At 22.1% G+C, this 23,714-nt stretch carries 25 protein-coding genes; 15 read left to right on the top strand and 10 right to left on the bottom strand.

What is annotated here, in order from left to right; genetic code table 4:
- Positions 1 to 112: 112 nt before the first annotated feature.
- The 3 genes from AACK89_RS02865 to AACK89_RS02855 all read left to right on the top strand — a co-directional run bounded on the left by AACK89_RS02865 (position 113) and on the right by AACK89_RS02855 (position 2,628).
- The gene (locus AACK89_RS02865; RefSeq protein ID WP_338979100.1) at positions 113 to 547 is read left to right on the top strand and encodes a hypothetical protein; all 435 of its coding nucleotides are present in this window, start codon (positions 113 to 115) and stop codon (positions 545 to 547) included.
- A gap of 340 nt (positions 548 to 887) precedes the next feature.
- A protein-coding gene (locus tag AACK89_RS02860) for an IS3 family transposase (RefSeq protein WP_338977768.1) occupies positions 888 to 1,987 on the top strand; the annotation gives its coding sequence in 2 pieces (ribosomal slippage) (positions 888 to 1,131 and positions 1,131 to 1,987; 1,101 coding nt in all).
- 164 nt (positions 1,988 to 2,151) lie between these two features.
- Positions 2,152 to 2,628, top strand: a complete 477-nt coding sequence (locus tag AACK89_RS02855) for a hypothetical protein (RefSeq protein ID WP_338979098.1) — start codon at positions 2,152 to 2,154, stop codon at positions 2,626 to 2,628.
- Between the two features lie 3 nt (positions 2,629 to 2,631).
- On the opposite strand, the gene AACK89_RS02850 is transcribed toward AACK89_RS02855, so the two are convergent.
- The 6 genes from AACK89_RS02850 to AACK89_RS02825 form a co-directional block, all read right to left on the bottom strand.
- Positions 2,632 to 2,874: a hypothetical protein gene (locus AACK89_RS02850; protein WP_338977753.1), complete on the bottom strand. Its 243-nt coding sequence runs from the start codon at positions 2,872 to 2,874 to the stop codon at positions 2,632 to 2,634.
- A complete protein-coding gene (locus AACK89_RS02845; RefSeq protein WP_338979097.1) occupies positions 2,835 to 2,969 on the bottom strand; it encodes a hypothetical protein in 135 nt (44 codons plus the stop codon). Before AACK89_RS02845 ends, AACK89_RS02850 begins: the two co-directional genes overlap by 40 nt.
- 150 nt (positions 2,970 to 3,119) lie before the next feature.
- Positions 3,120 to 3,890, bottom strand: a complete 771-nt coding sequence (locus tag AACK89_RS02840; protein ID WP_338979095.1) for a hypothetical protein — start codon at positions 3,888 to 3,890, stop codon at positions 3,120 to 3,122.
- Positions 3,877 to 4,320 (bottom strand): hypothetical protein, encoded by a 444-nt coding sequence (locus AACK89_RS02835; protein WP_338979094.1) that lies wholly within the window; start codon positions 4,318 to 4,320, stop codon positions 3,877 to 3,879. The genes AACK89_RS02840 and AACK89_RS02835 overlap by 14 nt, the downstream gene beginning before the upstream one ends.
- A gap of 251 nt (positions 4,321 to 4,571) precedes the next feature.
- Positions 4,572 to 5,671 (bottom strand): IS3 family transposase gene (locus AACK89_RS02830; RefSeq protein WP_338977768.1). Its coding sequence is split into 2 segments (ribosomal slippage): positions 4,572 to 5,428 and positions 5,428 to 5,671, totalling 1,101 coding nucleotides; the frame shifts between segments, so codons are not numbered across the junction.
- Positions 5,672 to 5,740: 69 nt separating this feature from the next.
- Positions 5,741 to 6,673: an Mbov_0401 family ICE element transposase-like protein gene (locus AACK89_RS02825; RefSeq protein ID WP_338979093.1), complete on the bottom strand. Its 933-nt coding sequence runs from the start codon at positions 6,671 to 6,673 to the stop codon at positions 5,741 to 5,743.
- 120 nt (positions 6,674 to 6,793) lie between these two features.
- Here AACK89_RS02825 and AACK89_RS02820 point away from each other — a divergent pair, with 120 nt between their 5' ends.
- The 12 genes from AACK89_RS02820 (at position 6,794) to AACK89_RS02765 (ending at position 19,052) form a co-directional block, all read left to right on the top strand.
- Complete coding sequence (locus AACK89_RS02820) at positions 6,794 to 7,159, top strand: hypothetical protein (protein WP_338979091.1); 366 nt, start codon at positions 6,794 to 6,796, stop codon at positions 7,157 to 7,159.
- Positions 7,160 to 7,285: 126 nt separating this feature from the next.
- Complete coding sequence (locus AACK89_RS02815; protein WP_338979089.1) at positions 7,286 to 7,786, top strand: hypothetical protein; 501 nt, start codon at positions 7,286 to 7,288, stop codon at positions 7,784 to 7,786.
- A gap of 12 nt (positions 7,787 to 7,798) precedes the next feature.
- Complete coding sequence (locus tag AACK89_RS02810; RefSeq protein WP_338979088.1) at positions 7,799 to 9,118, top strand: hypothetical protein; 1,320 nt, start codon at positions 7,799 to 7,801, stop codon at positions 9,116 to 9,118.
- Between the two features lie 2 nt (positions 9,119 to 9,120).
- On the top strand, positions 9,121 to 9,408 hold the full coding sequence (locus AACK89_RS02805; RefSeq protein ID WP_338979087.1) for a hypothetical protein: 288 nt from the start codon (positions 9,121 to 9,123) through the stop codon (positions 9,406 to 9,408).
- A complete protein-coding gene (locus AACK89_RS02800) occupies positions 9,377 to 10,153 on the top strand; it encodes a hypothetical protein (protein WP_338979085.1) in 777 nt (258 codons plus the stop codon). Before AACK89_RS02805 ends, AACK89_RS02800 begins: the two co-directional genes overlap by 32 nt.
- A complete protein-coding gene (locus tag AACK89_RS02795) occupies positions 10,153 to 11,055 on the top strand; it encodes a hypothetical protein (protein WP_338979084.1) in 903 nt (300 codons plus the stop codon). Before AACK89_RS02800 ends, AACK89_RS02795 begins: the two co-directional genes overlap by 1 nt.
- A complete protein-coding gene (locus AACK89_RS02790; protein WP_338979083.1) occupies positions 11,056 to 11,574 on the top strand; it encodes a hypothetical protein in 519 nt (172 codons plus the stop codon).
- 3 nt (positions 11,575 to 11,577) lie between these two features.
- Positions 11,578 to 11,925 (top strand): hypothetical protein, encoded by a 348-nt coding sequence (locus tag AACK89_RS02785; protein WP_338979082.1) that lies wholly within the window; start codon positions 11,578 to 11,580, stop codon positions 11,923 to 11,925.
- A gap of 43 nt (positions 11,926 to 11,968) precedes the next feature.
- Positions 11,969 to 13,345 (top strand): hypothetical protein, encoded by a 1,377-nt coding sequence (locus tag AACK89_RS02780; protein WP_338979081.1) that lies wholly within the window; start codon positions 11,969 to 11,971, stop codon positions 13,343 to 13,345.
- 4 nt (positions 13,346 to 13,349) lie between these two features.
- Positions 13,350 to 14,831, top strand: coding sequence for a hypothetical protein (locus AACK89_RS02775; protein WP_338979080.1), 1,482 nt, complete (start codon positions 13,350 to 13,352; stop codon positions 14,829 to 14,831).
- Positions 14,825 to 16,180: a hypothetical protein gene (locus AACK89_RS02770; protein ID WP_338979077.1), complete on the top strand. Its 1,356-nt coding sequence runs from the start codon at positions 14,825 to 14,827 to the stop codon at positions 16,178 to 16,180. The genes AACK89_RS02775 and AACK89_RS02770 overlap by 7 nt, the downstream gene beginning before the upstream one ends.
- On the top strand, positions 16,107 to 19,052 hold the full coding sequence (locus AACK89_RS02765; RefSeq protein WP_338979076.1) for a hypothetical protein: 2,946 nt from the start codon (positions 16,107 to 16,109) through the stop codon (positions 19,050 to 19,052). Before AACK89_RS02770 ends, AACK89_RS02765 begins: the two co-directional genes overlap by 74 nt.
- A gap of 592 nt (positions 19,053 to 19,644) precedes the next feature.
- Here AACK89_RS02765 and AACK89_RS02760 read toward each other — a convergent pair.
- From AACK89_RS02760 to AACK89_RS02745, 4 genes are all read right to left on the bottom strand, one after another.
- Complete coding sequence (locus tag AACK89_RS02760) at positions 19,645 to 22,059, bottom strand: ribosome-inactivating family protein (protein WP_338979075.1); 2,415 nt, start codon at positions 22,057 to 22,059, stop codon at positions 19,645 to 19,647.
- Between the two features lie 97 nt (positions 22,060 to 22,156).
- A complete protein-coding gene (locus tag AACK89_RS02755; RefSeq protein WP_338979073.1) occupies positions 22,157 to 22,372 on the bottom strand; it encodes a hypothetical protein in 216 nt (71 codons plus the stop codon).
- Between the two features lie 119 nt (positions 22,373 to 22,491).
- Entirely contained in the window at positions 22,492 to 22,980 is a 489-nt protein-coding gene (locus AACK89_RS02750) for a hypothetical protein (protein ID WP_338979071.1), read from the bottom strand.
- Positions 22,973 to 23,701 (bottom strand): ERF family protein, encoded by a 729-nt coding sequence (locus AACK89_RS02745; protein WP_338979069.1) that lies wholly within the window; start codon positions 23,699 to 23,701, stop codon positions 22,973 to 22,975. Before AACK89_RS02745 ends, AACK89_RS02750 begins: the two co-directional genes overlap by 8 nt.
- Positions 23,702 to 23,714: the final 13 nt, after the last annotated feature.

The raw sequence follows: 23,714 nt of genomic DNA, 5'->3' as shown, positions 1-23,714 counted from the left end.
CCGAAATTGTATTTAAATAATACAATTTTTTTAAATTTATTGCAACTAAAATACTTATAATTAAGTTTAGTAAGTGTTAAACTTATGAAATAAAATTAAGGAGAATTTAAAGATGACAATTAAAGCACTTAAAAAATTACAGTTATTAACTGTATCATTATTTATTTTAACTATTATAATTATTACTATTGGTTTAATTTTAATAGGTATTTCAAATTACTATGATTATGTACAAATTGATAAAAATTCAAAATTAATTTTAAGACAAATACATGGATTTAAATTGTTAAATATTTTAAGTATGAATTATATTTTAATTCATTCTCCAAGTTTTATATGTTATTTTACTGAAAATAATAACAATTATAATAATTGAATTCAGTTACAAATTGGAATTATTTTTTGTTATATTTTAGTTCCAATTTTAACAATTATTACTATTTCGTTAACTTTTTTCATTATTGGTTTAAAAGTAAAAATCAAAAATAATAATTTTTGAGATGCTATTGCAAATTGTGAAATAATAAGTAATTATTACGTTCATTAAATTATGTTTCTAAATTTATCTTATTACATTTAAAAATAACCATTTTAATATAAATTGAAATATTATATGTTCTATTACCAAGCATTTCTTTTAAAACATGTCAAATATTAGTTTCTGTAAAACAACCAATATTTCATTTTGCACCTTGATTTTCAATACCTTCTTTATTATTTTTAAAGTATTGTTTTTTTAATTTTTTATGATTATCTAATTGATTATATAAATAGTTAATTAATTGTTCATATTGACCATTATTAATTAAATTGGATAGGTTACACTTTATTGGACACTAATTACGTAGACAAGTGAACAAATTAGTTAAAAGAAAGGAACTATAATTATGGCCAATATTAACTCATATACCGATGAATTTAAAAAACAAATAGTAGCTTTATATCAAAGCGGTAAGTCAGTGTCTTGTCTTGCTAAAGAGTACAATGTTACAAGAGCAGCTACTTATAATTGAATTAAGCAATTTACTAATTCAGGCAGTTTTAAAACTAAAGATAATCGTTCTATTGAAGAAAATGAATTAATTAAATTAAGAAAAGAATTAAAACAGTTACGAATGGAAAATGATATTTTAAAGCAAGCAGCACTAATAATAGGCAGAAAATAGAAATTATTGCTAAAAATAAAGTTAAATATAAAATTCGCACAATGTGTCGTTTTTTAAAACTTTCTAAATCAACATATTATTTTAATTTAAAGGAAAAAGAAAAAAAACAAAATAATATTTATGATGAAGCTGTTATTAGTGCTTTTAAAGAAAATAAAGAAGTTTATGGAACAAGAAGATTAAAAGTTGTTCTAAAAGAAAAGAATATTTATTTGTCACGCAGAAAAATTAAAGAAATTATGAATAAACATAATTTAATATCAAAATACACTAAATTATCATTCAAAAATCATCATAATAAAGTCAACGATAGTCAAATAACCAATATCGTTAATAGAAACTTTAATAATAGGCTTAAAAATGAAGTTATTGTTAGTGATTTAACTTATGTTCAAGTTAATGGTAAATGAAACTATATTTGCCTATTAATTGACCTATTTAACCGCGAAATTATTGGACATAGTGTAGGTACTAAAAAAGATGCATCATTAGTACATCAAGCATTTATGCACTCAAATCGTTGTTTAAAAGATATTCAAATATTTCATAGTGATCGCGGTAATGAATTTAATAATAAAATTATTGATAAACTTTTACTAGCATTCAATATTAATCGCTCTTTAAGCAAAAAAGGTTGTCCTTATGATAACGCTGTTGCTGAAGCAACTTTTAAAACTTTCAAAATTGAATTTATTAATGATAAAAATTTTACATCATTAATCCAATTAAAATTAGAATTATTTGATTACATCAACTGATATAACAACATAAGAATTCACAGCACTTTAAACTACTTAACTCCAGTTAATTATCAAAAATAAATGTCTACCAAAAAATAGTCCTAAAAAGGGTTGCCATTCCAAAAATTTTATTACCTTATTATTTTGAATTAAAATCAAATCCTATACATTCTAATAAGGATGATAGTTGAAAATATAAAGATGTAAAAGTAATACTAAAATCTGAATATTTTGATTTTACAGATATGAATAATATTAAATTAAAAAATAATGATATTAGTCAAAATGAATTATTTAAACTTGATGATAATCAATTAAATTGATTATCTATTACAAATGAATTAGAAAGCAATAATATTCCGTCATTAATTCCAGCAGATTGAACATTAGGAAATGGCGAATATGGAAAATACTTTACAAGAGTAATTATTAGTAACAATAAAATTGAGAATGCTTTAAATTTATATGGTTCAAATAAATCTCAATTATTTTCTAAATTAGAATTTTATGAAGAGATATTACAAATTGATAATAAAAATGAATTTGAATTGCAAATTAAAAATCCAATTAATAATTTAAATCGGATTGAAATTAGTGGAATATTTGGTGCTGGTAATTATTATTTAATTTTAATAACTGACAAACAAGAAATAAACTTAACTAATATTAATTTATTTGACAAATATAATGAAAATATTTCTTATATTAATTTAGAAATTTAAATGTTATTTATTAAAATAACCATATGGATAATTGCCATCTCATGGTATATCTATTCTTTCAATAGTATCTCCACCATTATAAAATTTTGTTTTTTTAGGATTATCAGCAAAGTATATTTTAAATTCACTTTTTATAGAAACTGAAATACCATGAATGTCAAACATTCATATTTTCTGAACACCCATTATAGGTTCTTTATATGAATTTAAATAATATTTAAGTCCACTAAGATTATGGGTAAGCACCCCCCCATGATTAATCCTATTGCTCCAGTTGTAGCACTAGTTAGTGCTAATGCTAATGTTATTTTACTTAAATTTGCTTTTATTCATGTTTTCATATTAAATTACTCCTTTTTTCCTTGATTTTACTTATAAATTGTACTATTTTTGATTATTTTTACAAGTACGTTTTTAAACGCAAAATAACGCCTAAATAAAAGGCGTTTATTTTGTGATACCTATACTATTAATGATATTGTAGTTGTTTATTATATGGCAAATGTGAAGATGCTTTTTTTCACAGTAGCATTATTTTTACCCCTAATTACATTTTTATATGGATACAATGCATAAAATAATCCATCATACGGGTCTTGATACATATTTTTATCAGGAATGTTAGTTTTGGTTTGGTCATAACGTAATTCTTCTAAACATTGAGTAGTCTTTGGTAAATCATCTTTATTTGCATAAAAGTTTCCATAACTCATAATGTTTCTCATTCAAACTACTCTATTAGTTAATCCTGCTTCTTGATTTAAATTTGAAGCATGTTTAATAGCAGTTTGTGTGATTAAAATAGTATTATGTTCATCTATTAATTTTTGATTTAATCAATCAATGGCAGTTCGTGCTTTATCATCATAAAAATAAATTGCTTGTTCAAAATTTTCAAAATTATCAATTAATCTTAAAATTTCATTAACATAAGCATTAATTTTTTCATTTTCATTTATAAAATCATTTGGAGTAACTACTAATTCACAAATAATATAAGCATCATAATAACCAGTATTATTATATTCTTTAAAACCCACTACTATAAATACAGTATGGTCTTTATGACCAGTTGCTCAATCCACACCAACTGAATAAAAATCAAATTTATACATATCTTTTTTTGAATTATAAAATTCTTTTAAATCATATGGTTGTCAGCACTTTACAGTTTTTTGAAATGGGAAAATTGTTGCATCACTATCTAAAAATTCAAAACCATAAAAAACAGTATTAAATTCATCAGGATTACTTTTTTTCATTTCTAATAATGTTCTTTTTTTGAATATCTGGTAATTTATTTCAAAATGGTTGAATAGTAAATCTTAAAACAAATAAACCTAAACCACTAAACATATCTTGATTTTCATAATAAATTTTGCCATTTTTTTTAAGATTTTCCATCACTTTATCATTTAATGGTAAAAATGGCGTACAGTATTTTAAATAAAATGGATGATATTTATCATAAGGATTACATGTAAAAGTAATAAAGAAACTTTTATAAAAATAGCGAGTAATTTTTTTTCCAAAATTAGGACTATATATATTTTTATCAATAAACGTTCAACTTCATTCTTTAATAGGTTCTTTTGATACTTTAATACGATTACTTCTAAACATAGAGTTTTGTAAACGTTCATATCGATATGTTAATTGCTTTTCTGTTAGTGTTTCTTTTTCTTCTGCCATAATAATTTCATCTGTTCTTGAACCTAAAAAACTTGAACCACCGGCTTCTTTTCCAAAAATCTTATTACCATTAGCATAACCAATAAAGTCAATTTGTTGATTATTAGGAAAAATAATACATCCACCATCCTTAGTTATTTTTCATTTAATACCATGTGGATTATTAGGTAATAAATTAATATTATATGTATCTAATAAAACTTGACAAACTGGAATGGCAACCCTTTTTAGGACTATTTTTTGGTAGACATTTATTTTTGATAATTAACTGGAGTTAAGTAGTTTAAAGTGCTGTGAATTCTTATGTTGTTATATCAGTTGATGTAATCAAATAATTCTAATTTTAATTGGATTAATGATGTAAAATTTTTATCATTAATAAATTCAATTTTGAAAGTTTTAAAAGTTGCTTCAGCAACAGCGTTATCATAAGGACAACCTTTTTTGCTTAAAGAGCGATTAATATTGAATGCTAGTAAAAGTTTATCAATAATTTTATTATTAAATTCATTACCGCGATCACTATGAAATATTTGAATATCTTTTAAACAACGATTTGAGTGCATAAATGCTTGATGTACTAATGATGCATCTTTTTTAGTACCTACACTATGTCCAATAATTTCGCGGTTAAATAGGTCAATTAATAGGCAAATATAGTTTCATTTACCATTAACTTGAACATAAGTTAAATCACTAACAATAACTTCATTTTTAAGCCTATTATTAAAGTTTCTATTAACGATATTGGTTATTTGACTATCGTTGACTTTATTATGATGATTTTTGAATGATAATTTAGTGTATTTTGATATTAAATTATGTTTATTCATAATTTCTTTAATTTTTCTGCGTGACAAATAAATATTCTTTTCTTTTAGAACAACTTTTAATCTTCTTGTTCCATAAACTTCTTTATTTTCTTTAAAAGCACTAATAACAGCTTCATCATAAATATTATTTTGTTTTTTTTCTTTTTCCTTTAAATTAAAATAATATGTTGATTTAGAAAGTTTTAAAAAACGACACATTGTGCGAATTTTATATTTAACTTTATTTTTAGCAATAATTTCTATTTTCTGCCTATTATTAGTGCTGCTTGCTTTAAAATATCATTTTCCATTCGTAACTGTTTTAATTCTTTTCTTAATTTAATTAATTCATTTTCTTCAATAGAACGATTATCTTTAGTTTTAAAACTGCCTGAATTAGTAAATTGCTTAATTCAATTATAAGTAGCTGCTCTTGTAACATTGTACTCTTTAGCAAGACAAGACACTGACTTACCGCTTTGATATAAAGCTACTATTTGTTTTTTAAATTCATCGGTATATGAGTTAATATTGGCCATAATTATAGTTCCTTTCTTTTAACTAATTTGTTCACTTGTCTACGTAATTAGTGTCCAATAAAGTGTAACCTATCCATTATTTTCTTTTAAAAAATCTAATAATTGATAATATTTACCATTAACAAATAAATCATATGCATTTGTTAATTTTTTATTATCTACTTTTCTATTAAAAATAAATCCTTTTTTCAATGCTTTAAATGCATGATGTCTATCAATTACATAAGGAATATTTTCTTTTTTAGCAGTAGTTTTAATTCAAGGCGCACCATCACCAATAAATACTAAACTACTTTTAGTATAAATAAATTGTAAATCAAGAAATTCATAAATTTTATCAATTAATTCTTGTCTTTTAATTCTTTGACCATTTTTAGTTTTCATATAAGTAATTTTTTTATCTTTTAAAACATTTCTACTTTTAGTAGATTTTTCTAAATCTTTACCTTTATTTGCACTAATTGTACGAATACGATTTTTTTGTTTTTTATTATCAAATAAAGAACTTATAAAACAATCATCCATATTTACAAATAATTTTTCAGTTGGTAATACTACTTTCTTTTCCTTTATTTCTTCAACATTTATTACTGCATTTTTCATTACATTAGTAATATATGTTTTTGAAAAATTACTATTTTTTATAGTATCTTGTACATCACTTTGTCTTTTACCATTGCCTGAATTTTTTATTATTGTATGCTCTAAACTTGTAAGTGTTCTTTTTCTTTTTTTAATTTTTATATAATCATCTAAAGGATAATAATATTCATTAGTTTCTAATATTAAATAACATCTACGATAAAAATTATTTATTTTACCATATTGAGTATTTGGACTTCTTGGAGCAGTTTTAACATATTTATGTTTACTTTTATCATATATATATTGATGTCAAAAATCATCAAATGCTTTTAATAGATTTGTGAAATAATTTAAACCATTATTTTTAATTTGATTATCAAGTTCATCATAATTAAGTTCATTGTTAAGAAAATTCATAATATTATTTCCTTTCTTAATTTATGAATTGATTATAGTAATAATTATTATTAAAGTGGTGAAATATGACTTTATGAAAATGTTATAATTAGTATATAAATATTGAATATAGGTGATAATATGTCAGCAAAAAGAAAAGAACTAGGAAATTATGATGTTACAATTAGTAATTATTTAAGAACAAAAAATAAAACATTAACACCACAAGGATTAAATAATGCTCTTGGAATTGATAGAAAATTTATATTTGATTGCCGACGCAGAAGCAGTCCATGACAACGTAATTTTTTAAAAAGTTATGATAAAGCACGTAGTATTATTTCAACTCATATGTTAGAAAAAGCATTAATAAAACCAGAATTAATTTATACACATTGATTAAAATCTCATCCAAATGAATTTGATATTAATGAAGATGATAATAATACACAAAGTAATATAATTATTAATCTTTGTGAACCAAGAAAAATTGAAAATGATGATTAAAAACCTATAATAAATATAGGTTTTTTTCATTTATTTTAAAGGATAAAAATGATATAATTAACATGAAACATGGCGTGACTATTTGCCTAATAATAGGAATAATTATTATTAAATAAGGAGTTTAAAATGGAAAATTTTAAATGAGATAACAATGTAGATTATTCTAATCCAGAAAATATACAACGTTTAATAAAAGAACATGAACAATTTATGGAAAATAAAATGTTTAAACCTAAATTAAAAGAATATGAAAATAAAATTAATAGTTTTGAAGAGCAACAATTATTTTCTAATATTAAAGATACTAAAAAAGTAAATTTAATTAAAAATTTAATGAGTACTGATAATTATAAATCTTTATCTAAACAAGAAGCATTTAATAAAATAAATGAAGATTATAAAGAATTTTTAATTGATAAAACAGAATCTATTAAACAAGAAAATAAATCTAATTCAAATGATTTTAATCCTAAAACTCTTTTAGATTTACATACAAATAGTATTAATCCAGAAGAATTAGAAAGAAAATTAAATGAAAAAGCAAAAACTACAGGTATTACTGACCCTAATGAATTAGAAAAACTTGTAAATTTAGCAAGAGGAAATGCACTTCAATCTATTAAATAGAAAGAGGATAATATGGCAATTCCACAAATACCTAAAGCATTTATTATTGGTGGTAATTCTCCTACTGAAAATGCTGTTTTAAGTGTACTTGAAGCACAAGTTCGTGGTGAATTAACTGCTGAATTAAGTACTTTATTTATGAGAAATACTGTTACTGCTGACCAAATAGCAAATATTAGTGGTGTAGCAATGGCAATATATAGAGCAACTGTTCGTGTATTATGAGGTTCAACATGAGATGAATTTACTGGTACAAAAAGACAAAAAGGAACAGTTAAAACAACAACATTAATTATTGATAAAGAATTAACAATTGATTTTAATATTCCAGAATTTGATATTGAAAGATTTATGACTTCACCAGCAAATATAGCAACACAAATTGTTTCAAATTGAACAAGTTCATTTATGAGAAATTTAAGAGAAAATTTTGAATTAATATTTTTACAAGGTACAAAAGATTATGCAATTGCTAAATCATTAGTATTACCTTTAAATTTAAATAATATGACTAAAGAACAAGCATTAAATGCTTATTATATAATTGGAGAAAAAAATAATAAATTAATTAAAAAAGTAGATGATATTACAGTTGGTATTAATAAAGCAGATTTAACTGGTGCTTGTGGTATTGATAGTAGTTTTAATTTAGCAAAAGCATTTACTTTATTAAATTATGGACAAATTGCTGCAAATACTTTAGCAACTGGTAAAAGATATACAAATCAAATTATGGGAATGGAATTTTATGAAAGTTTTTATTTAGAACAAGATTTTATACATGATACTGTTTCTGGTATGCATTTAGAAAAAGATTATAAATTATTAGATTTATTTGGAGTAGTTTATAATCGCTATATGTGAGGTATGCCTATTTCATTTACAAAAGTAAGAAATAAATTAGATAATGCTACTGATAATATTCGTATTATTGGTAAAGCATTATATTCATTACCATCAGCAATAAGACCTAATTTAATGTATATAATTCAAGAAAAAATGCCAACAATAGATGAAATTAAAGAAGCAAGAACAAAAAATTATAAAGTTGATGCAACTAATATTAATGCAACTTATCAATCAACTGATTATGATAATATGAATATTTTAGATTTACAAGATGTAATTTATTATAAAAATTTAGGAAAAATTACTATGGCAGGAACTACTCCTACTAATGATGAATTAGAAACTACAATAATAAATATTGGTAATAATGGTTATGAAAAAGGTAAAGTAACATTTAGTAATATTACATCAACAAGTGCTATTATTTCTGGTAATAATAAAGATTATTATGGAACAGTAAAATTAGAATTTACTAAAAAATAATTATGGAATTTATATATAAATATTTTAATGAAAAAGCACATATTACTATTTATTCTGCTAAACCAGAAGATTTAACTACAAGTAATGATATTAGAGCAATTTTATTAGATGAATATCCTAAATTAAGAAATGATTATTTTATTATTAGTGATGTACATGATAATTATGCTATATGTGTAGGAGATAATATCCATTGTGAAGGTAAAGTAATTATTAAAATTGAAAAACAAACTAATTTATTAAAAGGAGTAAATGAAAATGCCAAATGATATCACTATACAATCAAGTAATTATACTTTATTAAAGATAATTCGTTCTTCAATAAGTCCTTTATCGGCAATGATTGGTACAAGTGCTTATTATGGTCAAGTAATTGCAAATCCATTATTAGGTTCAATTAATAGTTTATTATTTGGTAAAAAATTAGGTTTAGATATATGAAATTTAAATCAAAGACCAACTACTAAAACTAAATTAATTAATAGTTCTAAAAAAATCTTATTAGGTTTAGGAACAATTGGTTTAGCAAATTATGCTAAATTTACTAATTCTTCAATTAATCCAAATCCAAATCCATTTCCAGATTTATTATTAAAAAATAATAAATTAATGGATTGAGATACATATATTAGTTTAAATGCTTATGGTATTTCAAATCTTATTAGTGGATTAACTGAATTAATTCCTAATAGATTTGAAACAATAAGAAAGATTTGTAATATGGCTACTGGGGGATGTTTAATATCAAGTGGTGTTGCTATGGGTATTAATAATGATTTTAATAATGCTTATGCTATTCCAACAATTATTGCTGGTGCAAGTGAAATTATTCATAATTTATTACCTATGGAAACTACAAATCATAATCAAGAAATGCAAGAAACAACATTTACTAATGAAACTACAAGATTAATTAATGATAATAGATTCACAATTAATAGTGAAACAACTAGTCAATATGGTAGTGATAATATGAGTGAAGTAATATTAGATAATGCTTCCTTAAATTGAGATTATAACCATATGAGTTTATAATGTTACCTTTAATTATTAGAATTATCTATTCTGCATTAGAAACTAATGATATTAAAACTGCAATTATTAGTTTATTAAAGTTATATAGTAAAAATCAAAGTTTAAAATCAGTTTTAGATAGTGAAAATGTTAATGAGACAGAACTTGACCAACCATATTCGACTTTTAATCCAAATATTATTAAAAAACTTATTTCAATTATGAAACCTAGTGAATTAACTGAATTAAAATCACAATTAGATAAATTAATATTTAAACCTATAAAGAAAATTAATAATTTATTTAAAGAAGATAAAAAAGATATTAATAATAAAGATATTGAACAAAATAGTCAAGATGATAAAGGTTGAGTAATATTATCAAGTTCATGATTTAAAAAAGGTTTATTTTATAAATCTAATCAGTCATTAAAAGTTGGAATATTACAAGGTTTATTTCAAAGTGATACATCTAAAAATAAACGATGATATGGTGTATATACTTATCCAAATGTACCAGAAGAAACTTGAAATTTAATGAAAGTTCAAAAAGGTAAAAATGGTAATGGTGCTGGAACAATATTTTGAAGATATTTTTTAAGAGGTTTTTTACCAAGTCAAATACGTTTATATGTAAAGAAACAACTTAAAGAACAGAAAGGTATTAATAAAGGTAAACAACGTTATAACGTTATTAAATCAACTAATATTAATGTTTTAAAAACAACTGCATTTATTAATAGATTAGAGCGTGGATTTTTTAAACTTAAAGAATTTAAAACTTTACCAAAAACTGAATTAGGTAGTAGAGCATGAAGAGTAGAAAGAAAAGAATATTTAACTTTTCATAAAATTAATAATTTAAATAAAAATATTGGTATTTCAATTTATAAAAATAAAAGTAAATATAAAACATGAAAGTAGGTGATAATTATTATTGAATTAGATAAACCAATTAAACCAATTGGTATATGAAATACTATTAATCCAATATCAAAAGATAATAAAGAATACAAAAGATTAAATAAAATTTGATTTAGTAAAAATAGTACTCATATTGATAAAATTAAAATTTTAATATCAAATATTTTAAAAATAACAAGTCATATTATAGGTATGTTAATAACATTATTTTTTACAATAACACCTTGATTAATACCTAAAATACCAATATCAATGGGAATAGGTAATTATACTAATCAATATAATTTTACTTGACCAGACCATTTAATATTAACTTTATTTCCTATGTTTGGTCATATTGGATTAAACTTAGTAACTAAATTAGGTAATTATGGAAAATTAATTAAATATATATTAATAACAATACCAATTATTATTACAAGTCCTTATTTAATATATCAATATAAAGAAATTAGAAAACATAAAAAAGAATGTCAATTATGTAAACAACATTCAAATAAAATACAATTGGAGGAATAAAAAATGAATTTTTCAATAGAATGAATTTCAGCAATATGTGGAGCAGTAGCTACTGGAATAGCTATATCAGGAGGATTAGCTTTATTTAGTAAATTAATTAAAAAATCAAAGAAAAATAAATTAGCAAAAGAATTAAAAAGAGATAAAGAAATTGAATTTATTAAATCAAATATTAAACAAATAAATTCTCAATTACAATTAGAAACTACATCAATTGCTAAATCTTTAGATAGTTTTAATAATGATAATGAAAAAGATGAAGTATTTAAAAATACTATTATTAGTCAAAGAGCTTCTAAAAAAGAATTATCAGAAAAAGATAAGAAAAAAGCAACTAAAGTTGGAATTTAAAGGGTTTAAATACCCTTTATTTTACATTAAGGAGTAAATTATTATGGCTATTAAAGACCCAATTTTATTTATAACAGTTGAAGAATTTAAAAATTCTAAATATTTTAATGATTTATTATTTGATAAAGTAACTACTCCAGATAATGAAATTTGATTTGCAATATCTGTAGCAAGTAGCAATATTGATTATTTAAGTGGTTTTACTATTTCAAAAAAATGACCAGAAATAACACCAACTGATTTTACAGATAATATTCAAACAGCAACTACTCACTATGTTAGGTTTTTATTAACTAAAGATGTAGATTATTTACGTGGTCAAGGTTCAATTAGTCAAGGTGGATTAACTTATAGTGAAACTAATCCAGATGACCCTTATTTTATACCACCAGAAGTATTTAATTATTTAAGAAAAATTAAAGAATATCCAAATATTAAAGGTTTTAATTTAAAAGGTATAGAACCACAAAAAAATAATTGATTTAATAAATTTATTTCAAATTGTGGTGAAGATAGTCCATTAAATGCATACATACCTTATAATAATATAAAATCATTAGATTCTAGAACTAAAATTACTATTAATCATCCACAAAATTTATTAAGACCAGTAGTTAATATTGATACTACTGGTATTAAAACTGATATTGATAATTCATTATGAGAAATTATTACAGATAATCCTAATTTTATAAAGCCAAAAGATTTTAAAGGTATTGATGTTAATGGTAAAAGAATTATTGATGTTGGTACACCTACATTTTTAAGTGATGCTACTACTAAACAATATGTTGATAATAAAATTCCTGATTTATCTAGTTATTATAAAAAAGAAGAAACAAATGAATTATTAAATAAAAAACAAGATAAATTAATTGCTGGTGAAAATATTACTATTGATGAAAATAATAAAATTAGTGCTACTGGTGGTAAAGTAGATTTATCTGATTATTATAAAAAAGAAGAAGTAGATAAAAAATTAGAAGATAAAATGGATAAAGACCAATTTAAATATGCTTTTGCTATTAATACTATTGGTACTGAAATCCCTAATTTAGAAACTACTAATAAAACTGTTTCTGGTGCTATTAATGAATTAAATAAAAAACAACCACATATTCCACAGTGAAAAGAAGTAGGAACAAAAGTTAATATAAATCATATTAAATATAATTTTAAATCAAATATTAAATATAAAATTTATTATAATTTTGAAAGTCAAACAAGTAATAAGAAATTTGCTTTTATTTGTAAAGAATTTTTATATGGTGAGTTAAATACTGATGTTCAAACTTTGGATTGAGATAAAGTTAATGATAGAATAATGGTTTCTTTACAAATGCAAAATGATACAATTGCTATTGTTAGTGACCCTACAAGATATGGTCAACTTTTAAAATTAGAAGAATTACAGGAATAATATTATGAATAAAGAATTTACTTATTTACATGAAATTAGTTATTGATTATTAAATAAAAGTGATTTTACTCATAGTGAATATAATTTAAGTGGAAGTAGATATTCTAGTAAAACATATAGTATTGCAGAAGAATTAGCAATATTAATTGCTATTTCAATTAAAGTTAATAAATCAATTGCTATATATTGTTTTAGAAAATTAAATAAAGATATTAATGATTTAGTTAAAGAAATATATAATGCTTTAATAACAATTAGTTTTAATGATTATAAAAATTTTACTTTAAAATATCCAAATAAACAAGCAGACTTTCGTTTTAAAGGTTCAAAATCATTTATTAGAGTAATGGGTGTATATAGTAATTCAAATGATAGAATACCTTTAAAAGGTCTTTCTCGTAGTGAAATAAAAGGTTTTGATTTAGCAATTGAATGATGTGAAGAAGCAAATGAATTTAGTCAAGCAGAATTTCAAGCAATAACATTTGCATTAGGTAATGCTGAAAAAAGAATTAAAATAAAAAGTTGTAATCCAGATAATATTTATCAATATTTTATTGAATATATGAATAAAATTGTACCTTTTAATTTAGAAATTATGAAATCTAATAATGAACAAATTAAATCAATATTTGATAATAATATATTTAAATTATTTCATTATAGTAATTGAAAAGTAAACTCTCATAATTTGACATTAGATATGATTAATGATTTAGAAGAATTAAAAGTATTAGACCCTATTAAAGCACAAAGTTGATATTATGGAGTTCCTAGTGTTTTACAAGGTGCTATATTTGCAAGATATCTTGATAAAGTAGGAACTAAATTAGATTTTCAAGTACAAAGATTAACTGGTGGTTTAGATATAGGTATGGCAACAAGTAGTAGTGGTCATCCTACTGCTGCTTCATTATGATTTATTGGTGAAAATGATAATGGTAGAAGAGCACATAAAGAAAGTGAATTTTATCATAGTAATGTTACTATGCAATATAAAGATACTGATACTTTAGCAAATGATATTATTAATTATTATTTAAATGAAAGTAAACGTTATATAGCAATGTTATTTGGTTTTATTTGTTATGTTGATTATGGTAATGGTGGATTAGTATTTATTGATGTTTTAAAAAGTTGAGTTAAAAAACGTAATATAACATGATTAAAATTTATAGCAGTAGATAAATCAATTTTATATTTAAATGATAGAATTGATTTTACAACAATTTGTATGCTTAAAAATATTATTAGTTTTAATTGAGAAAGATGTATAGAAACTAGAAGACAATATAGTTTAATGCAATGATTAGATAAAAAGAAATTAGATACTAATAATAATACTCCTAAAATGTTAGATTTACATGATGATACTTGAGATAGTGATATGTATGCTTTAATGCATGAAATGAAATGATTAATTAATGGTATTAATAATAAATTATTAATTAATAAAAATAAATTTAATGGTGATGAATTATGATAAATACAATGGAATATTTAAGCTGTGATAAATCAAATTGATATATTGATATACCTATGATTATTGCTCAAAAATCAACTAAATTATGATTAGGTAAAGGTTTTTTATTTAATTCAAGTAAAAAAGAAATATTAGATTATTTAAATGAAATGAATTTAAAAGATAAATGATTAGAAAAATTTTATAAATTTGGTTTACAAAATAGTTTAATGGGTAAAGTATTTATAATGATTATAGTTAATGAAGATAATAGTAAATCACTTAAAATATTACCTAATAGTTTTTGTGGTAGAGTTGCTAAATATAATGAACAAGAACAAGCAGCAGAATTTTATTTTATTAATGAACAAGCAGATAGTGCAACTTTAACATGAGTAACAATTAAAAATGGAAAAGTTAAATATGAAACATATAAAGATAATAATAAAGATATTATTTTAGGTTCTACACGTACTAAATTAAAACCAAATATTACTCCATTAAAAACTTATGAAATTAAAAATCCATTTAATTATATACCTATTTTTGAAATAACTAATTTACCAATAATAAATTTATATGGTAATGCTACAACTTTAAATGCATATCCAGATTGTACACCAGTATGAGATTTAATTTGAGATTTAAATCGTGTTATTAGACAAAAAAGATTAGAAAGAGAATTAAATGTTACTACTTTATTTGCTGCATTAGATAATGAAACAGTTAAAGAAATGCAAGAAAATGGTAATATTATTGAAAATCCTAAAAAAGATATGTTTGTTAATGTTGGTAGTGCTGGTTATGATAAAAATGGTAATGGTGGTATGCAAATTATTCAAGGTAATCCAAAATTTAATGAATATTGATTAGATTATAATGGTACTGCTAAAGCAATATTTAATGGTGCTGGTTATGATTATGATGAACATTGTAATGATGTTTATACTAATAAAACACAAAGTATGTTTAATAATAAATATGATATGGAAACTACAGAAATAAAAATAGCATTTTATAGTGCTTATTTTTATCGTATATTTGATTTACTTCTTATTAGTGAAAATTTATGAAATGGTATTGGTGAAAGACCTTATTCATTTAAATTTATACCTATAGCAATGACTGACCAAATTATACAAGATCAAATTATTAATTCAAGATTAAATAATGGCACAATGACAATAATTGAAGCAATTGGTGAATATGATAATATTGACCAACTTATGGCTGAAAATAAATTAGAAAATATTATTAATGAAAATCAAAAATTAAATAAAAATTTAGGAGGTAATGAAAATGAGCAGACATCAACAAATACAATTAATGAAACACGCTCACATGAGATTAAAGATGCAACAAATATTAATTAAAAGACAAAGTCATTGAAAAATATTTCCATTTATTATAAATAATGGAGCAATTCCTTTAACTGAAACTGGTTATAAACCAATTAATAGTAAAATAAGTGATTTTGGACAATATGAATTAATTTTAACTGGTAATACGCCGGTTGTATGTATTTGAAAAAATAGTACTAAAATATATCAAAAAAATAAAGGTAAAATTAATGAAGAAACACATAAAGTTACAGGTCAAGATGAATTTTATACAAAAGAATATAAAATTGGTGATTATTGAAATGCTTATTTAATTGATGATACAAGTGGTGTTGATTTTAGTAATTTACCAAATAATCAAATATTTAAAACAGTACAAACTAAAAGACAATATACTTTAGTAATGTTTGAAGAACATATTACAATTGATGATTATTTACAATTTTTTGTTGTATTTAATGATGAAAATGAAAATATTGGTGGTAATTCTGGTAAAAATCAAGATAGACAATTATTATATATTTCAAATGTAACAAATTATTATAGTCCTTATAATGGTGCATTTAGTATGCAAGTTTTAACTTTTAGTAGTTTAAATGATAGAGTAGTTGCAAGTGGTCAAAATACACTTGATTTTGTACAATATGCAAGTCCAGGTAGTGGTTATGCTTTTCCTACTATTCAACAAGGAAAAGTAACCTTAAATCGTACTTTAATGCGTGATATTGGTGTACGTTATAGTCATAGACAAAGTTATGGATTAGAATTATTATCAAGTTGTTATTATTATGGAAGACCAATAATTCAAGGTCAAGAACCACTTCAACAAAATAATGAAGAAATATTTGAAAGTAAAGTATTTGCTTCAAGAAGATTATTTATTGCTGGTAATAATGATTTATCTACAACTGATATTAAAAATAATGGTGGTTTACTTGCTGGAATAAATGATAAAATAACAACAAGTAGTCATCCAGAAACAACATTTTATAATATTATGGATGCAAAACCTACTGGATTTACTAATTTTAAAAATTTTACAGAATGATTAAAAACTTCATTAAATTTTCAAGATAATTTATTTGTAACAAAAGATTTTAAAGGTATGCTTTCTTTTGATAAAGATAAAGCAACAAAAAGTAATGGTACAGCCATTGGTAATGCTAAATTCTTTTGAGATAGTGAATGAAATATAAATAATTTACAAGGTAATTATAATGTTGATATGTCAAGTAATTTTAAATATAAAGACCCAGAAACTCATTTAATTATAGGAAGTCCAACTGTTGATTATAGTAAAATATCACAAAAATATATGTCAGCAATATTAAATTTTAATAGTGTAGTATTTAGTCCTTTAATTCAAATGCCTTATGATAGTCAACAATGATTACCATTTGCATTAAGTGATATACCTTTAATTGGTAAATTATTAAATTCTTTAACATTAGGTATTTGAAGTAGTTGAGTTATTACTCAAAATGTTCAACAATATAAAAAAATGTTATATTTTAATGGTTTTATGAGTGCATTTTTTACAAGTAATTTAGAAAGTATTATTGGTAATGGTGGTTTAATTCCTTTAAATGCTTTTACAAATGATAATGATTTTACTATTGGTAAATTATTAGGTGCAAATGTTTCAACAACTGCTATGACAATGAAATTAAGTGATAGAATAAGTGTTTATCCATGAGACCCTACTACTGGTAAAAAATTAGAAGTTAAAGAACAAATATCAACTGTTGATTTATCACAAAAGAAAAATAATAAAGTATATATTTTAGCAGAAGATACTGAATTTTTAGATATTGCTTCACCATTTACAAATGAAGATAAAGATTGTCAATGAAATCCAACAAGTAATGGAGTTATTGATGGTTCAAATTATGCTTATATTATTGATACAATTGTAACTCAATCATTACATCAAGGAGAAGAAAGACATACATTTTATAGTGATAATCCATTTACTTATCAAGGTGATTATAATGAAATATCAATTGCTCAGTTTAGATATAATAATATGGGTTATTTAACTGGTAATGCTTTTAATTGAACAACTTTATATAAATTAAATCATGATGAATATGAAGAAAGTGAAGAAACAACATTTTCATATCCTGCAAAAATATTACCACCAAGTCCACAAAATATTGCTAAAACAATTGTTATTATTCCAAATTTAAAAATTGAAATGACAGCAAATGATGTATCATTAATAAAAAAAGGATATAGTAATATAAAAGAATGAAAAGAAAAAAATATAAGTAAATTTAGTAAATATGAAATTGATTTAAATTCATTATTAGACCCTACATTATTAATTAATACTTTTAATGATTTACAAAGATTTTACAAAAGTATAACAATATATTATAGTTATAAAATTGAAACGATATCAAATTCAAAAAGTTCTGATTTAAATACTATTGATATTAATAACGAAACTTTTAATCCTTCAAAAGAAATTAAAAATACAAGTATAACTATTGATTTAAAAGATTTAAAAATAAATAAAGACAATTTTCCAGAATCTGAATTTTTTAGTAAGTTTGGTACAATTGCTCCTAATGAAGTTACTGATTATTTTGCAAATGCTTATTACAAAAGTTTTAGTAAATATAATATTTTTACTTCATATTCTTTCTGTAATTACGAATTTGATTTAAAAATTAAGAAGAGTTATAATTCTTATGAACAAAAAATAAATAATGATTATCCTATAGTGTTTAGCATAGTTAATAACTCTGAAAAATTAAATTGAATTATTTATTTACAAGGTAATTTAGGTAAAATAGAATATACCAATTCTGCACAAAGAGAACCAGATAAAAGTTGAGCATATAGATATATATCAAATATTAAATCTAATATTAATAAAATAGTTTTAAATGCAAGATAATTTGGTAAAATAAAAATATAATTAAATTTTAGGAAGTGAATAAAAATGTATTTTTTAAATCGTAATGAATTTTGACCATGATGAAATGATTTTATAAATTCTCCTTACACAATTTCAATTACAATATCTCTAACATTTTTATTTCTAATGTTTGTACCATACAAATTATTTATTCGTTTTTGTGATAATAAGAATTTTAAAAACTATATATATATATATACTAGTTTAACTTTTTTTCTTATATGTCCTTTACTTTTTTATTTTTTTGCTAATAATTTAAATATAAAAAGTGTTTATTACATATTTATTATTTTTGGATGTATTGAGTTATTATGTTTTTACTTTATTCCAATAATTCTAAAAATAATTAAAAAATTTCCAAAATTAAAATCCATTTTTAAACTTAAAATAAAACCTAAACAAAATAATATTCCACCACAATCTTAAATAATATATAATTATATTACTTACTTATGTAAGTATATGAAATAAAAAAGTTCTCAAATTTATATTAATTCTAAATAATTAGGTTGGCACCTAATTAAAAAGTTACCTTAATTGGTAACTTTTTTTACTTATATATTTAAATTTACTATAAACTTGTTATATTATTTGTAGAAAAATTAGGTTTATTATCAATTGATAAATGTTGTTCATGATTAATAGTTTTTGTAAAATCATCAGTTCATTTAGTTAGATTTTTTAATTCATTACTAATAACTCTTTTATTAGGTTTGTCTTCTAAATTATTTTTATCAAATATTTCTCTTTTTGTTCTTATATTTTCATCATCATTATATAATCTAATACCATTACCAATTTTCATTCAACATTCAAGACTAGCTTCTGAAGCTCTTCAATCTAAATATTGAAAAGTTATAGCTTGTAAATAATAATTCTCATTTTCTCAATAGAAAGTAAATCCAAATTTTTGTAACCCTTCCACTCAAGCTATAAAATCAGTATCACTAACACTTTGAATAAGCAAAGGAGCATAATGGTTTTCAATTCATCACATAGTAGTATCATCATTAACTTTATAATTTTTAATATTATCTACTAATTTATTACTTCCTTCTCTCATAACTGTACCGATATCAGAATTTTTTCCTTTGTTTGTTATATGATTTGAATCATAAATATAAGAGCCTCATTTTACTCTTGTTCCTCACTTATCGGAATAGTAATCACCTAAAAGTTCAATTTTTTTATAGTTATCAACTGGATTAATTTTTCCTAAATTTAAAGTAAAAATTCTTTTTTTTCTAATTTCAGAATTACTTGGTTCAAAATTAATTTGTTCTCTTGCTTTATCATTATTATAATATATTTTTAATTCTTTATTTAAATCACAGCTTTCCATATTTTCTTTTTTAGAATCTCAACCTATTAAATTTAAATGATAAATTTCGCATTTTTCATTAATTACATAAGCACTACCATTTCCATCTAAAATTATATCTTTAATTGGAAAATTTAAATTATTAAATTTATGTACTTCACCTTCAGGATAAGTTAAATATACACCATTTTCAGTTCCAACATAAATAGTTCCAGCTTTTAAATTACCACCTTGTGTCTTTTCATCTAAAATTTTTATTGAAGTTATTTTTCCTTGAATTTTATCACTTTTTGGCTTTAAATCACAAAATTTTTCATGTCAATAAGTATTTTTTATTTCTCTTTTTCCTCTACGACAATTTACATCTCCTCCATTATTTCTTAATCTAAAATTAATATAGCCAAGTAAAACTTGAACTGACGGTGAATTTAATTCTCTTGTAAGGTCGAACAATGTGAAACCATTTCAGTTTGGATTATTAATATTATCAATAGCTTCTATTAGTCTTTGTTGAAGAAGATTATTTCTTGATCTTTGACTTCAACTAACTAAAATTCTATAAATTTCACTTCTTCGGTTAAATTCTAAATTTTCATCTCTATTAACTAAATGTGTTACTATACGGGCATAAATATCTGGAAATCTTATTGCTTCTGCAGTCATAAAAACAACTTGTCCCAAAGATCTGGCTAAGTTTCCTAAACTATGCTCTTCAGAAACATTAATATCATTAGTTAATACTATAAAAGAATTAACAACACTATTTCAATTAATATTGTTATTTTGAGTTGGAATCATATCTCTATAATCTGGACTAATTCCAGTTAACTGTCTATTTTGCATTCCATCAATTTGTGTTAAAAGAGGAACTGAATCATCTCTAACAGCAGCAGGTTGTCTATTTCACATTTGTAATAATCTTCTTTGATTTTCTGATAATTGATTTTGCTGGTGATTTATATAATTTCTTCCTTCATAAATTTCTCTAAAATCAAAATGATAATAAGTAGAGATTTCTCCTATATGAGAACCTCTTTCAGTAACTATAAAACCTTGAATATATAAATTATCGGTTCTTAAAACTAATTCAAAATTTCTTTGAAGACTTTGTTCATTTTGTTGTCATCTAATTACAATTGGAAGCCGAAAATAACCATAATTTTGAGTATTTAAAGTAAATATTCTATTAATTTCTCCTCAATTTGTATTTTCGGTATTATCAAAAACAACTCTTAATATATTATTATTTACTAATGAGTGAAGAACTGATTGAAAACTATTTCTATATTGTTGGCGATTATTACTATCAATAGTTAATTGTTCAGTTAATTGAAAAATTGCTCTTCGATTTGGATTAGGTTGTCTTTTATCTCTGTTTCTGCTTTTTTTATGACGATGTTTATGTGTACTTGTTTCTAGTTCTGTTTGATAAATAGAGTTTATATTTTGATTTGTTGGACTTAAATTATATGGTTGATAATTACTAGTTGAATTTGTAAAACTTATTTCTTGATTTATTAAATCTAAACTGGTATTGTTGTTAGCTCAATCTTTAATCTTTTTATTATCAATTGACTTAGCATTAATACCTATAGTTTCATTATTAAATAATGGTGCAGATAATACTCATAATTTAAATCAATAACTTGGATTAAAATATTTCATAATCTTGAATATCTTCCTTTACTTTTTAAAAAATAAAAAAACTGATTACTTTAAAATTAAAGTAATTAGTTAAAAACTTATATTAAGTTTGGTTTAATTATACACCATTATTTTTCATTTTAACTTGATTTTTATAATATTCTTTTATTTCTTTTACTTTATTTTTAAATTGTTTTTTATGAAAATAACACATATTAAAAAATTGAATAATACTATCTTCTATATTTAAAGTTTTTAAAGTAACTAATACTTTACTATTACAATCTTTAACAATACATTTTAATAATACTTTTTCTTGTTTTTGTTTTTGCATTAATTATTCTCCTTTAATTAAATCTATTAAATATGCAATAAATACAGTAATTCCAAATAAAAGTAATATTCCAATTATTACTGTTACTAAACTAAGTATTCATATTTCTATGGGTGTCATTATTTCACTTCCTTATTTAAATAATATCAACCAATTAATAAACTATCTGCTTCATCATGATTATTAATATTAATATTTCATTCATATTTTTCATTTAAATAAAAACATATATCTTCACTTATTTTTTTATTTCAATTTTTTAAAGAAATATTAGTAATATTATTATCTATATATCATTTCTTTCATGAAGAAGGACTTATTAACATATCTTTTGTTAATAATTTATTAAATGTTCCTGCAATAAAGCCTCTTAAATGTTCTTGTGTTTCATAACCAATACCATTTTTTGAATGAAAAGTACCACGTTCCATTAATAAATTATATTTATTCATATCTATTAAATAACTTATTTGTTTTTGTATTTTTTTTCAATCATAATTATAATTTTTAAAACTATAACTATTTATTCAAATTGGTTTTTTATTTTCTCATAATGTAAAACCTGTATTTTTTATACTTGGGTCTACTGAAAGTAAATAATTATTCATAATTTCTATACTCATTTTTATTATTATTTTTTAAATTTTTAAATCTTTCACGAATTTCTTTAAATTTATCAAATAATACTTTTAAATAATTTTCACCCATTAATATTAAAAAATCTTTATTATTATTTGGATTTAATCTTTCCATATCTTCTCTTATACATTCATCAAATAAAACTGTATTTGTAATCATATATTTTTCAAAATAATCTAATTGTTTTTCACTTGGTTCTCATTTTTCATTTTGTATTTTTACATTATTATTAATATAATTATTTTGTTGTTTATTATTATTTTGTATTAAATTAACATTATCATTATCTGGGTCAAGTTCATCTTCACTTAATAACAATAAATTCATTAAAAAATATCTATAAGCATAAGTTTCTGCACTACCTTTTGCTTTTGCTATATCTGTATTTTTAGCACAAGCAAGTATATCAAAATATTTTATTTCTTTATCATTATCTAAATCAATAATTGTATATCTTTTAAAATAAGTTATTTCTACTTCTTTAGTATCTAAATAATTTATTTTTCTATCAGTTGTTAATATATCTTCATGTGTAATAACAATATTTAATTCTTTACATAATAATTTAAATTTATTAAAAATATCACTTAATAATCAATATTTATAATTTCCAAATTTATTAAAACCATTTTTAGGTGTACTACCAATTTCTAATTGTAATTTAAGTATTTTTTTATATAAATTATTCATTATAATCACTCTT

It is taken from the genome of Spiroplasma endosymbiont of Panzeria rudis, from assembly GCF_964019705.1.
Lineage (GTDB): Bacteria > Bacillota_I > Bacilli_A > Mycoplasmatales > VBWQ01 > Spiroplasma_E > Spiroplasma_E ixodetis_A.
Note: the sequence above shows the minus strand (reverse complement) of the source record. Positions and strands in the feature narration are given on the sequence as shown.